9 protein-coding genes are annotated in these 14,795 nt (G+C 42.0%); 3 read left to right on the forward strand and 6 right to left on the reverse strand.

The genetic code is table 11. From position 1 onward, the window contains the following. Positions 1 to 136: 136 nt before the first annotated feature. From D0T84_RS12035 to D0T84_RS12060, 6 genes are all read right to left on the reverse strand, one after another. Positions 137 to 3,418 (reverse strand): Ig-like domain-containing protein, encoded by a 3,282-nt coding sequence (locus D0T84_RS12035; RefSeq protein ID WP_221413135.1) that lies wholly within the window; start codon positions 3,416 to 3,418, stop codon positions 137 to 139. A 52-nt stretch (positions 3,419 to 3,470) separates the two neighbouring features. Continuing rightward, entirely contained in the window at positions 3,471 to 4,259 is a 789-nt protein-coding gene (locus D0T84_RS12040; protein WP_163308121.1) for a hypothetical protein, read from the reverse strand. Between the two features lie 15 nt (positions 4,260 to 4,274). After that, on the reverse strand, positions 4,275 to 4,685 hold the full coding sequence (locus tag D0T84_RS12045) for a hypothetical protein (protein WP_163308122.1): 411 nt from the start codon (positions 4,683 to 4,685) through the stop codon (positions 4,275 to 4,277). A gap of 22 nt (positions 4,686 to 4,707) precedes the next feature. Then, positions 4,708 to 5,532 (reverse strand): hypothetical protein, encoded by an 825-nt coding sequence (locus tag D0T84_RS12050; protein ID WP_163308123.1) that lies wholly within the window; start codon positions 5,530 to 5,532, stop codon positions 4,708 to 4,710. A gap of 572 nt (positions 5,533 to 6,104) precedes the next feature. Continuing rightward, a complete protein-coding gene (gene hemW / locus D0T84_RS12055; protein ID WP_163308124.1) occupies positions 6,105 to 7,232 on the reverse strand; it encodes a radical SAM family heme chaperone HemW in 1,128 nt (375 codons plus the stop codon). A 45-nt stretch (positions 7,233 to 7,277) separates the two neighbouring features. Next, positions 7,278 to 9,086, reverse strand: a complete 1,809-nt coding sequence (locus D0T84_RS12060) for a long-chain fatty acid--CoA ligase (RefSeq protein ID WP_163308125.1) — start codon at positions 9,084 to 9,086, stop codon at positions 7,278 to 7,280. A gap of 329 nt (positions 9,087 to 9,415) precedes the next feature. On the opposite strand from D0T84_RS12060, the gene D0T84_RS12065 reads away from it, so the two are divergent. The 3 genes from D0T84_RS12065 (at position 9,416) to D0T84_RS12075 (ending at position 14,528) form a co-directional block, all read left to right on the forward strand. Continuing rightward, the gene (locus D0T84_RS12065) at positions 9,416 to 10,933 is read left to right on the forward strand and encodes an oligosaccharide flippase family protein (RefSeq protein WP_163308126.1); all 1,518 of its coding nucleotides are present in this window, start codon (positions 9,416 to 9,418) and stop codon (positions 10,931 to 10,933) included. Positions 10,934 to 10,967: 34 nt separating this feature from the next. Then, complete coding sequence (locus D0T84_RS12070; RefSeq protein WP_163308127.1) at positions 10,968 to 13,094, forward strand: S46 family peptidase; 2,127 nt, start codon at positions 10,968 to 10,970, stop codon at positions 13,092 to 13,094. 567 nt (positions 13,095 to 13,661) lie between these two features. Next, positions 13,662 to 14,528, forward strand: a complete 867-nt coding sequence (locus tag D0T84_RS12075; RefSeq protein ID WP_163308128.1) for a sialate O-acetylesterase — start codon at positions 13,662 to 13,664, stop codon at positions 14,526 to 14,528. The last annotated feature ends 267 nt before the right edge of the window (positions 14,529 to 14,795 follow it).

A 14,795-nucleotide genomic window follows, 5' to 3' on the forward strand; every position in this document is an offset into this window, starting at 1 on the left:
ACTATGCCACAGATTATGGCACGCTCTAAACATATCCTGCTTAAACATTTCTCTAAATGGAATGAACAGCAAAAAATCCGTGCACAAATCCTGTTCGAGGTCTATCCTAAGCTCAAACAAGCGACGGCTCCATATATCAATTGCCGTATCTCATCACACTTATGTTGTGGTTTACGGGTAATTGGCAAGATTTTATTCTTACCGTCCGCGACTCGCTATAAACAGTCTTTGTGTCGTAGGTCACAGCCATACGGTAATACGTAACTCCCGCCTTTTTATCAAACGGAGTACATGCATTTGTAGTGGCCCCGGCTACATCTACCCATGTAATTTTATCTTTACTCTGCTGCCACTGGTAAGTTTCCGTATCATCAACCGTAAAACTGCTTGTTATAGGAGACGCGCTGCCGATACAAGCTTCCACAATATTATCGGGACGATATGAAACCGTAATATACACCGTTGCCGTACTTTTGAATGTACTGCTGCAATCTGTCAGTACATAGTCTAACGAATCAATGCCTACCCAGTCTACCTTGGGGGTATATACGATTTTGTTGTTTATTAAACTTACAGAACCGTTTTGCGCTACCTTTTCCGTAGATAGCGACAGCGATATATCGGCGTCGGAACATGCACCTATTATGTCGTTTGAAAGCACCGGAACAACAATTGGAGTGTTGACAAACGTAGATACAGTATCGTTCTTCGCAATAATACAAGTGTCGATTGCCAAGTGAACCACCCTCGACATGGAACGCTTGTTATAATCTTCAATGTTTTCGGATGTTGCTACAATAAACCGGTAATACTTCTCATGTTCGGGCAACATCTCATCTATAGTAAGCGTGGATGATATCGTTCCCGTATTGGACACTCCCGATATACCGGAAATACCTGTCCCGCTGACAACTGACCATCCGGACGGATCTGACACATCTCCGGTATCACTCCATTCCCAACGGTAAACAAGATCGTTACCAAATATGTTATCACGATCGGAATAGGCTCCGACCAAGTTTACACTATGATTTGCACAAATTACCGTATCTGAGTCTATAGGCTTTAATATTTCCGCTTCCGGCACACATAACCGCACTTCGATATCGTCCAATACAAAGTCGTTACCTGACGATCCTATCCCGTTGTTGATAATTCTCAGCACAAGCGACTTTTGCCCTTCGGGAATTGTAAACCCAAAACCATACTGTTTCCATGTCGGGCTTGCATCCGGAATATTTCCTGTATAGTATTTAGCTACTACATTATTATTTCCGTCTTCGAGTACGAATATCATATTTGTCGGATTCTCCCCATGATAATTCAATACACTCATTATCCAGGTAGAGAAATATAAGGTCTGTTTATCGAGCAGATTGTCGATTTGTAATGAGTAGAATTGTCCTGCATCCTTATTTGCATTTACCTGCAACATATATCCGCGTGTTAAGTCGTCGGGATAAGTATGGTCTGTAACTTCATACCATACATCATTTCCCCTGCTTTTTTTTGTGATAATGTATGCCCCTTCGTCTACACCATTGGTGACTGTCGTCTGGTGAGAGTAAGAGATGAGGCTGTCATCCAAAGGGGGACCTTCTACCGGATCATCGGTATTGTTGCCTCCAAAATCTTCACTGAACAATAATGTGCCGTCTATTGCACATCCCACAGGCTCGGTAGCTCCGCAATTTTCGGCAAGTTCCAGATAAATAGGAACCCGGTCTGCCAATACTTCGCCGTTGTAGGTAAGCTCCACATACCAAATTTGGACAGGTGTACCATCTTTGGTTACCGTAATAGAAGGAGCAGAGGAGATAGACGTGCCTCCGCTTGCATCGTACCACTTGTATGAGACTCCTTCCTGCTCATAAAATCCAAGCGTAATTTCAGACTTGCCACCATCGGGACATGCCATATACTGGTACGAGATGCGACTAAGTTTGGGTTCCCCGGCATGATACGTACTATTGGTCTTTTTTGTGATGCCGCCACTTGTCACATAAGCTGTATTGGTCATAAGATTGGTTGCTCCAGCTGTTTTTGTGACATTAAAGCTAACGGATGTGTCCGTTCCCGGGGCAATAGTCAGATTCCATACAATTTCGCGTGTCGCTTCTGTGTAGACTCCGCCACTACTGGCAACGCTCGCTACATCGACTGTCAATCCCGCCGGAACTGTATCGCGAACAACTACCGAACTGCTAGTGGCTGAAAGGTTGGCGGCGGTAATAGTATATGTGAGTATATCTCCATCGTGCAACCAAACAGGTGTTGTCTCAGACAAACCATTATCTACTATGCCGCCGACCGAGGCGTTTAGAATACTTGCACCTATAATAACCCCTTCGGAGCTTGCACCTTGCATTGTTCCGTTATATTCGACAAGATATGGTTTAGAGGCAGTTCCTGTATAATCGCTCCAACTGTCCGGGATATTTTTGCCCGGATCAACGTATGCGCAATCTTCATTTGCGCCGGGCCAGTCATTCGGCTCTCCGTCTAACCAGTTTGTATACGTGTAGTTTGGTATCAACGGTGGGTATTCAGTGCTGCTGTTGACAGCTTTTTTATTATAAAAGACACTTTGCTCGGGATCTCTTCCATGATCATTCCATTCGGGCCCGGCAGTCCAGTACCAATAATCGAGAGACGCAGTAGGTGCGCTTGCCAGCAAACCTGTTACAGGATCTTGGACATCACGGATATCCAATCTGGTTGCCCCAATCCAATACGACTTTTCATTGTTGGTAAAGGACGTTATAAAAGCCTGTTCTTCAGCCGAAGTAACTGTTACCAGATATCCTTGTAATCCTGAAAAGGATTTTCTCAGTGCCGCATTGTAGGCATCCGCCCACGAGAGGCCATCATTACTTAATTCGTACCAATGCCCGTTATCGGGGTTATAATTGAGGCTTCTGCTCGAGTTGTTCGAATCATGTCCTATCCAAATGCTTATTTCTTGCCCTGCCCTATCTGAACCGACAGTGAACTCTACCAACCGCAGAAAACTCTGTATATCAGCTGCAGTCGCTCCTGTATTAATCAGAATAGTATATTCTTGCAACGTACCTCCCGAAAGCTCGCTCCATCCACCCGGTAGTGAGGGAAGCGTTATTTCATCACCGGCGGAAATTACGCCCGAATATTTAATCTTAATCACATAACCTTTGTCCAACGCATCTCCCGATACGGTTAAATTAGGAAAAGTATAAGTAGAACCTGATTTCAGGCTACTATTGTGCATATTCACTTTCAACGCAGCATGTGTGACAGTGAAAATATTGAAAAACAGTAAGCATAAGAATAAGCTCCTGATTATTTTATTCGTAAAAGAACTGGTGCAGGGACGATTTTCTCCAAAGGAGTTTATTGACCCGAATCTGCCGGAATTTATAATTGGGGTGTTACACTTCATATATTGTTCTGTTCCGGGTTATTTGTATATTGATACGATAACCCTATCTTTTTTAATTCATTCTTTCCTCTTTTATCACAAATACGACATTGATAAAGGATGCAGGCGAAGTGTCGAGACTGATAATCTTGTAAGTCATCACACCATTGGCATTTATCGCCACATCGCTCATTACCGTAGGGTCGTAGTAAGTAATCACATAGTCCAGATCGGTGCGTTCGTACAGCTTGTCGAAGCCCGGAGACGGCACGCGCTTGAGGGCGGCATTGCTGCTGACAAAGGTCGGATTTACATTGCTATCTTCGTTATCGGCAGTAAACTGCGTCTTGTATTGCGCATATAAGTCTATAGTCTCGGTGTTTCCATCTGGGGTAATGCCTGTAATGGGTATGTTGAACGATGGAATGAAAAAGTAACGTTGCCCAAAGCCCTCGCTGACGAAATTCCATTGTGTGCCGTTCCACAGATAAAGACCCTGGCGGAAACGTTTGGCAGGTTCTGTTTCGGTGGTTAGGTTGGACGTAAGGTTGTAGACCATCAGCCCTGTGTGATTTTTTTTGGTTTCGTTCTGCGTAGTTCCTGCCGCCCATTCGGCATCACCTGGTTTGATGAAGGGTTCGAGGGTATATTTATTTTCTAGTTGTACGCGCGACAGACCTAATCCGCCTGTGGTGGAAGTTACGTTATCAGCATCGGGCGATTGTGTCTTTATTTCCAGTAAGGCTGCCTTTACCGGCGTATTACCGGAGCCTATCGTTACCTGTGCCTGCAGTTTCGCTGCCGGACAGCACAGCAATATCAAAGCCGCCACATATATTAATTGTATTCTTGAATATATCATCTTTCGTATTGCTCTTTAGTTTTTGTTATATATATGTATGTTAGGATTGACAGGGAGTACACACGACCGTATCTTTATAGTCGCTGTTTTTACCTGATCCGCCACTGCCTGGGTTTCCGCTGTGTTTGAGTATGGCGTAACCCTGATCGTATAATTTTTTGCTTCGGTATAGGTATGGTTATAGGTAAAAACTCCGACTACCGGCGAATTCACTCTTGTTATAGAACCGTCACCCCAATCGATGACAATGGATTTGACACTTGTGAAACCTTCGCCTCCATCTACCTTCAATGTAAAATTGTTGGATACATTCAGGCATGATACTTCATCTACGGAAGGAGCAAGCCAGCTATCATTTTCTTCCTGAGCCATTGCCTCAAAGCAGATGGTAATAGTCAGGACTATTATGGTTAAAAATCGTTTCATTTTGCGTAGTGAGTTCAGTTCATTATTGTTTTACGACAAATACGAGGTTGAGAAAAGACGTAGGCCCCGGATCATTATCCTTTACCCGGTACGACATTACCCCCTGCGTATTGATACTGACGTCGTAGATTATATTTACATCGTAATATGTGATTACATAGTCGAGTTCATCGCGCGTATACAGCCTGTCTCCGGTTGGCGAAGGCACTCTCGGTGCAGTATACTCCGTATTGGTTATCCATTGGTCACCTGTATAATTTTCGACTGTTACCGTATTTGTTTTGTTGAATTGGTTTTCGTACGCTTCGTACAGGTCGAAACTTCTTACCGGATCGGTATCGGCGTCTATCGCCGGCAATGGAAGGTTGAAAGACGGAGGGTAGAAAAATAGCGCTTGCTGTAAACCTAATCCCATTCTTTTCCATCGTGTTCCATCCCATACGTGGGTTCCTTGTTGGAATATCTTATTGGGGTCGGACGGGGAAGGTGTCACTTCGGCCGAACTGTATACATTGTATACCATCAGTCCGGTATGGAGACCTTTTACATTGTCTACATTGTTTTGGAAATCAATATCATTGGCAATAAACGGCTCAAGCGTTGTTTTGTCCACTAGCCTTACGCGTGGCAGTACAAGTCCACCTTTGGTAGAAGTTACGTTGTCTGCATCAGGCTCTTGCGTTTTCAGTTGCAGCAGTAAAGCCTTGTCGGGAGCCTCCGTCGTGCCGATGGATACCTGCCCGAAAAAAGTTCCGTGTAGTGCAAAAAAAGCAATGATTGTAAATGTACGTATTACCACAAATTTTCCGCTTGTCCTTGTATATCTGGGTTGTACCTGAGTTGTCATAAATAAATATAATTAAAAAAAAAACCGCAAACAGAAGGTGTTTCTTTATTATTGTTCTTTTCCCGCCAGAACGAACAAAACAATTGCTTACACATTGTTATAACAATCATAAAATCTAAAAGTTTCACCCTCACAATCAGAATTCGAATCATTGTTGAAGTGCCCGATATGCTCAATCATTTCTGGATAGATCCCTATGCATCACAATCTCAGCAAAAGTGCAAACAACCTCCCAAAACAGAATAAATATTTGTAAAATCGAAAAATATTATAGATATTTATTCATTAGGGCTACATCTCAGTCGAAGAGAAATATCTTATAAATGAATATTAAGAAAAGAAACTCTGTCTTAAAATGCAACCCTGTCTCAGGGTGCAAAGTTATGATATTTATTTTTATGTTACAAATAGACATTATAAATTGATGTTAACGCATCTTCCATTCTTTTGTTGGTTACTATTTGTAATAAATAAGAAAAAAGTGATTTCTGCGCGATTCTTGGGGTGTGTCTGTATACCAGCAGGGATAATATAGGTTTGCTGCTGTTTTTTGTCATGTACTCAGAGGAGAATCACACCCACATCAGGTCGCTCATAATACCATCCGATATAAAGATACCTTTCCGGGTCAGTTTCAGTATATCGCCATCCTGTGTAAGGAAACCCTGTTGCAGATATTTCCGTGCATTTTTCAGGCAATACTCTTTTAGCCGTGTGCCAAAAAGAGTATTCAGGGCTGAGGTATCCACTCCCCACTTGGTGCGCATACCCGTCAGTATAAAATCGTTGTATCGTGTATTTTCGTCAAGATATTCAATCTCAACATTTGGCTTTTCGGTATTTATCCCTTCTATATATTTAGATATGGACGCTATATTCCAGGCACGGTCTTGCCCGTCATACGAGTGAGCCGCAGGCCCCAGACCGAGATACTTCTCACCTAGCCAGTATGAGCTATTGTGCCTTGAATACAAGCTATTACGTGCAAAATTAGATATTTCGTAATGTTCAAATCCCGCGGAGGAAAGTTCATCGATCATCGTAGAAAACATGTCTACGCTCAAATCTTCATTTACCGGCTTAACTTCTCCCAATTTAAACAGGCGGTACAACCTCGTACCTTGTTCATAGATCAGATGATATGACGAAATATGCTGGATATCCAACGCTATGGCAGCTTTCAGGTTATCCTTCCATATCTCCATTGTCTGGTTGGGAAGGCCGTACATGAGGTCTATGCTGATATTATCATAACCAAACGACTTACAAAGCCCGACAGCGTCTATAGCTTTAGCAGCCGAATGCCTGCGTTTCAGAAATTTCAGTTCATCGTCATCGAAGCTCTGAATTCCCATACTCAGGCGGTTAAACGGCAGTTTACTGAGAGTCTCTACATATTGGGGGGTTAAATCATCGGGATTAGCCTCTATCGTTATTTCGGCATCCGCCTGTATCTCAAAGTTGGCAAAGAGCGTACCGAATATCCTTCTGAAGTCATCGAAGGTTAATTGAGAAGGCGTACCACCGCCAAAATAAATCGTTTTTACCCCTTCTCCCCTGAAATAACCTTTGCGAAGCAGTACCTCATTGCACAATGCGGTCACATAATTATACTTAGGCGATATATCGGTACGGGTATAAAAATCACAATAAATACACCTCGTCTTACAAAAGGGGACATGGATGTATATACCGGCCATAGTTTATGAATTATGAATTATTGACTGTTGACTGTTAACTAATGATCACTCTTTATACATTTTATCTATTATATCCTTATATTTTTCCGCAACGAATTTCCGTTTTATCTTCAGTGTATTGGTAAGCTCTCCGCCTTCCATTGTGAACGGTTCGGCCAGAAGCCTGTATTTCTTTATCTTTTCGTATGGAGCAAAATTAGCCTGCAACAATTCGATGCGTCCGTCGAGCATACGCAGGATATCTACGTTGGAAAACAGTTCATCAATTTTCTCATATTGGATATTATGTTCGTCCGCATATTCAGTCAATGCTTTATAATCCGGGACTATAAGGGCACTCACAAATTTACGCTCATCGGCAATGATAGCGATCATATCTATAAACTTATCTTCCGACACGCGTGTTTCTATCGCCTGTGGCGCAATATACTTGCCATTGGCTGTCTTAAACAGGTCTTTTATACGTTCGGTGAGATACAAGACTCCGTTTTCGAGCTTTCCGGCATCCCCCGTGCGGAAAAAACCATCTTCGGTAAACGCCTTTGCCGTTTCCTCCGGCTTGTTATAATACTCGCGCATCACGGTTTTCCCTTTTACCAGAATTTCGTTATTCGATTCATCTATTCTTACATCCACTTCGGGCATCACTGTGCCTATCGAACCTATAACAAACTCCCGTTCGGGATAGAAACTGACAGTCGCCGTGGTCTCAGTCAGTCCATAACCGATAATGATAGGAATATTTACCGATTGCAGGAACTCATTGATGGAATCGGACAGCGGAGCGCCGGCGCATGGGAATATATTCCCTTTTTCGATACCCACCACCATCTTCAACACACGGAATACGGTATTATTATACATCGCGAATTTTATCCTTGTACCCAACGGTGCACGCAGCTTCTTATTTTTAAAATCCAGATTATACTTTCTCCCTGTTTTTATCGCGTCTGTGTACAACCATTTCATAAAGCCTTTCGATGTTGAAATCTTCTCATGTACCCCCGCGTATACTTTCTCCCAGAAACGGGGAACGCTACACATGATAGTAGGGCGTATCTGCGCTATTGATTTCTGTATCTCCTTCGCATCCTGGTTTATGGCGATAGTCATACCTTTATGTATGGCATAGTATGTCCATGCACGCTCGAAGATATGTGCCAACGGCAGAAAATTCATCGACAGATCCTTGTTCGACGTCATAGTCAGCCGCATATCATGTATACGGAAAACCTGAAGGAAGCACGAATGGGGTAATACTACACCCTTGGGCTCGCCTGTTGTCCCCGATGTATAAATTATGCAGGCAATATCATCATCCCTCCTCGATTTCATGCGTACACGCACGGTAACCTCTGTATTGGAATTCTCCCCCGATGCTACAAAGTCATCGAAATAAACAGAAGTCTTATCATCGGGATGAAACTTTACATTGTTGTCGAATACTACGATTCTTTTCAGTACCGAAGATTTCTGCTGTACCTTGAATGCGTTATTATACTGGAACTGCTCTCCGGCAAACATGAGTTTTACATCGGCGTCGTTTACAATGTATTCGACCTGCGAGGGCGACGAGGTAGCATAAATAGGTATGGATACGCACCTGTTGGCATACACGCCAAAATCAGTAAAAAGGTATTGCGGCATATTCTGGGAATACACGGCTATCTTATCTCCCTCTTCTACTCCTATCTCAGCCATTGCCCATGCCGTTTTCATTACATTATCCGAAAATTTGTTCCACGAAATGTTTTTCCATTTCTTTTCGTATGGATTTCTAAACTTCAATGCAGTCCGTTTTCCATAACGGATAGCCTGGCGATGTACCAATATTGACAGATGATAGTAATTCATTTGGGATTCCCTTTTGGTTTATATTCCTACAAAGGTAACTTATAATATGAAAAAAATATTATTTAATTTTAATTTTTATAGTTTCCTAAACAGCTATTGCAGGCACAATCAGACGATTTTTAGCCCCGTAGGACGAATGAGATCCAGGCTAGCAATATAATTCAAAACAGCTTCTTAAACTCATAACTTATTTTTACTACTTTTGTAACCGTAATGGTTAATACTAATTATGAGTTATGAATTATGAGTTACAAATTGTCGACCATTAATCCATTATTCTTAATTCATAATTTAGAATTCATAACTCATAATTCATAATTCATTAATCTATGGCAGGGAATGGAATGAAAAGTCTGGCGAAAGACACGGCGATCTACGGATTGAGCAGTATTATCGGCCGCTTTTTCAACTGGTTACTTGTTCCGTTGCATACATACATATTCACTGACACCATCGAATATGGGAAGGTAAGCTATATATACGGATATACGGCATTGTTTATGGTACTACTGACTTATGGCATGGAAACGGGATTTTTTCGTTTTATGAATAAGGAAGGGGAAAATCCGGATAAAGTATATGCTACATCGCTTATTTCATTGGGTACAACATCCCTCCTCTTCATTCTGCTTTGTTTCTCCTTTATCAATCCCATCTCGTCATGGATGGAGTACACCGAGCATAAGGAACACATCTGGATGATGGCTATCGTAGTAGCTTTGGATGCTTTTATGACCATTCCTTTCGCTTACCTAAGGTATCAAAAAAAACCTGTACGCTTTGCTACACTGAAACTTATATTTATAGGTGTCAATATATTCTTTAATATCCTTTTTCTGGTCGTATGCCCGTGGATTTACAAAAACTACCCTGACCTTGCAATCAATAAGTTCTTTCATCCCAATATCGGCATAGGGTATATATTCCTTGCCAACCTGTTAGCCACACTCGTAGTATTGCTATTGCTGATACCTACAGCGATGAAAGGCCTGAAATTCCAGTTTGACAATAAACTGATAAGGCAGATGTTGAGATATTCATTTCCGCTTTTGATACTGGGCTTGGCGGGAGTTATCAACCAGACTGTAGCGCAATTGACATATCCATTCCTGTTCGACAATCCGGATGAAGCCTTCAGCCAGTTGGGCATATACAACGCCTGCCTGAAAATAACGGTCATCATTACCATGTTTACGCAGGCATTCCGCTATGCTTACGAACCCTTCTTTTTCAGTAAAAACAAGGAAGATACCGGCACAAAGCCATACGCCGATGCGATGAAGTTCTTTGTAATCTTCGCTCTGTTGGTATTTCTCGCCGTCGTGTTCTACCTTGATATATTAAAATATATTGTAAGTAAAAATTATACGGCCGGTACCGTTATCGTACCTATCGCCATGATGGGAGAAATATTCTTCGGCATGTATTTCAACCTCTCCGTGTGGTACAAGCTAACGGATAAGACCAAATACGGCGCATATTTTTCCGTGTTCGGTTGTTTTCTGCAAGTGGCTATCAATATCATATTTGTACCTGTATACGGATACATAGCCAGTGCATGGGCTACATTTATCTGTAACCTTGTAATAATGACTATATCCTACTTTATAGGGCAAAAATATTATCCTATAAAATATGATTTAAAAAATATCTTTCTTTATTTTGCATTGGCTGTCGCGTTTTATTTCGCGGCCATGTATCCTCAGATCGATAATGAAATACTACGCCTGGCATACCGTACGGTATTCCTCATCGCGTTCACGACTATTATTATTAAAAAGGATTTGCCGCTGAGCGAAATACCCGTAATAAATAAATATTTCAAGAAAAGAGATACGAAAAAATAATTTACATATATATCAATAAATAAAAATAAAAAGGATGAGAAGACTATTAGTACTATTAGCTGTTTTCCTTACAGTTGCCGGCATAAAAGCCGATGAAGGAATGTGGCTTTTGAAAGAACTCAACAGGCAGAGCGCTGCCCGTATGAAGGAACTTGGTTTTAAGTTCCCGACAGACAGCATATACAGCGAAACAAACCCATCGCTGAAAGACGCCGTGGTTATCTTCGGCGGAGGTTGTACGGGTGTTGCCGTATCGGGTCAGGGATTGATTTTTACCAACCACCACTGCGGATATGGAGCAATCCAGAAATTGAGTTCAGTAGAACACGACTACCTGAAAGACGGTTTTGTAAGCCAAGCATTTCAGGAAGAGCTACCGGCATCGGGGTTAATGGTTTCGTTCCTGCAAAAGACGGAAGACATCACAGCCTTTGTTACATCAACTGTTTTAGCTGATGATACGGAGGAAGTACGTGCCGACAAAATTGACTCTCTTTCACAGGTTTACCTTGAACAGTACAAAGGCAATGAATTTTTAAGGGCTCAGGTTGTCCCTTTCTATGCACATAATAAATATTATGCTGTAATATATGAAGTCTTCAAGGACGTAAGGCTGGTATTCACTCCGCCATCTTCGGTAGGAAAATTCGGCGGGGAAACAGATAACTGGATGTGGCCGCGCCATACAGGAGACTTCTCGGTATTCCGTGTGTATGCCAACAAAGACAACCATGCGGCAAACTATAGCGAAGACAATGTGCCTTACAAGCCTAAATACTCGGTACCTGTCTCCCTGAAAGGATATAAAGAAAACGATTATGCCATGACCATTGGTTATCCGGGAAGTACCGAACGCTATATGACATCGTGGGGAATCGCGCAGATGGTAGAATCGGAACACAAGCCCCGTATCGAAGTGCGTGGAGCGAAACAAGACATCTGGAGAAAAGCCATGAACGCAAGTGATGCCATACGTATCAAATACGCATCTAAATATGCAGGAAGTTCCAACTACTGGAAAAATGCAATGGGTATGAACGAAGCCATCGCAAAACTGGGAGTAATAAAGGAAAAGGAACAACTGGAAACCAAATTCGCCCAATGGACAGCTTCAAAACCTGCCATGCAGACAAAATACGGCGATGCATTATCGCTGCTTAAAGAAGGGTACACATCTACAATGGACGTAGCTAAAGTGCAGACATATTTCTTCGAAACATTCTACAACGGTATAGAAGTAATACGCTTTGCCAATACAGCGATCTTCATTGACAAAATGGATCCAGACAAGGATAAGGCGGAGGAACTGAAAGGACGCCTGGAAACTCCATATAAAGATTACGAACCGGCACTGGACAGAAAAGTGATGCCTGCATTGCTCAAGGTATATGCGGAAAGAGTCCCTGCCGAATATTTACCATCGGTTTATACAACCATCACAGATCAATTTGGCGGAGACTACGATAAATTTGCCGAATGGTTCTACAATAACACTAAATTCACTAATATGGATGATGCCGCAGCCCTTATAGCCAGAGGAAACCCGGAAGAGATAAACAATGATCCGGCTATCGCCTTCGCTAAATCATTAGAGCCTGCATTGAACTCTTTACGCGCTGCGTTTGCCCCTTACTATCCACAGATAGAGAAAGGCAGCCGCCTGTTTATGGCCGGGTTGATGGAGATGGAGCCGAACAAAACATTTTATCCGGACGCTAACTTTACCCAACGTCTGAGCTATGGTTCTGTTGGCGGATATAAGCCTGCCGATGCGGTTACTTACGATTATTATTCCACATCACAGGGTGTTTTGAATAAATATGTTGCTAACGATCCTGAATTTGATGTACAGCAATATATACTGGACGACTTGGCCAACAAAGACTTCGGTCAGTATGCCGATAAAGACGGTAAGATGCACGTCAATTTCCTGTCGAACAATGATATTACCGGAGGTAACTCAGGTAGTCCGGTATTTAATGGAAATGCAGAATTGATAGGGCTTGCCTTTGATGGTAACTGGGAATCGTTAAGCGGCGATATCTTGTTCGAACCGGATTTGCAACGCATGATTAGCGTAGATATCCGCTATGTATTGTATATCATAGACAAGGTAATGAAGTGCCCGCGCCTCATCGATGAATTGAAAGTTGTGAAGTAATATCTTACACATAAAGAAGAATATAGAAGGGTTATTCTGTTGGGATAACCCTTCTTACATTTTTATAAATAATGCGAATCAAGGGTTAAAAAACACAGTAACTTATTGTCCCGAAGGGACTGAAGGTGGATAACCACGGGCAAAACCCGTGGCAGGGACTGGCTGGAAAATATGTCTCTGTAGGAGGCAAANAAATGCCATTCGCCTCCTACGGAGACGGCCTCTCCCTATCCGATTTTTCCACGGGTTTTACCCGTAGTTATCCATGATTAGCCCACTTCGTGGACTTAGAACCCTGACTGCAAAACAGAAGATTGATTTATAATAGTATACTTCAACCCAGGGCAACCCTTGATTCGCATAAATATACGGACAACGGACTCATTTTAAGTTTTTTAACCACGGAGTACTTGGAGTTTCACGGAGTCTTTTATAAAAGTCGGGACAACTTCAACATTAAACAGAAATACAACCGAACGTATTTTTTTATACTTTTGTATATTCTTTCAGAAAAAAGAATAAATCACAAATATTATTTTAAACTATTAATTTATAAAACATTAGAAAATGAATACACCCAGAATATTCTACTTCTTATTCACATTCCTATTATTTATATCATGTTCTGATAATGACGAACCGGCACCAAATATGACGCCTGTATCGGGTCGTATCCCGGTTATACTGGTATTAGGCCAAAGTAATGCGGAGGGATTTGCCCCTATTTCCACGGCACCTGAATGGTTGAGCGCAAACGAATATACATTCGAACAATATGGCATGTGGAACAAATTCGCAAAATATTTTCAATCTTACCAGCTTGGAGCCAATGTAGGTTCTGATAACAATAAAGATACAAGGTTTGGTTTCGACATATTCTTTGCGAAAAAATATACCGAAAAGTACGGTAATTACCTCTATTGCTTAAAACATACACTGGGAGGTACACCTATATCCGAAAAAGGATCGCCCAACATAGGGCGCTGGCAATCACATACAGAACTTATACCATCGGGGGAACGCAGTATGGTAAAATTATTAGAGAGTAAACTGGCGTCATTAAAGCAATTTGCTGCCAAAAAGAACGTCGATGTAAATATTATCGCGGTACTCTATCTCCAGGGGGAAGCAGACGCAGATGAAGCAGTCAGGCTTGATGACTATGAACAGAATTTCACAGACCTGGTTTCTTATGTAAGAACGTTGGTCGGTAATGAACATGTTCCGTTTATTGCTGCCGAAATTTTGTACAGGAATACTAACTGTGTCCGATTGAATCAGATTCTTCATAGCTGCAGTAATAAAGACCCCAATTTAAAAATAGTTAGTACATACGAACACCTGACGCATCTCGGCGACTATTTACATTATGATGCAGCAGCGTTGGAGTATATCGGAAATACGATGTTCGATTATTATGAGGAGTTAAAATAAAGAACGGTCATATTTTACATATTAATGTCAATCAGTAGTTGAAAATATGATTAATGTAATAGTTCAATTATTTTTTACATAAAGGCTATCTCAGGCTAAATACATTAGTCGCAGTTCCCTACTGCCGCGCCCTCCCGGGCTTGCCCCTTCTTTTGGCATTGCCCAAAAGAAGGCAAAAGGCTAGTGCTTTGTCCCTCGGCGACCCACCAACGGCTGGCCGGCTAAACGGGACGAAACTCGCCTGCGGCTCGGACAACATCCCGTTTC

Origin of the sequence: Dysgonomonas sp. 521 (assembly GCF_010501055.1) — a bacterium.
Classification (GTDB): domain Bacteria; phylum Bacteroidota; class Bacteroidia; order Bacteroidales; family Dysgonomonadaceae; genus Dysgonomonas.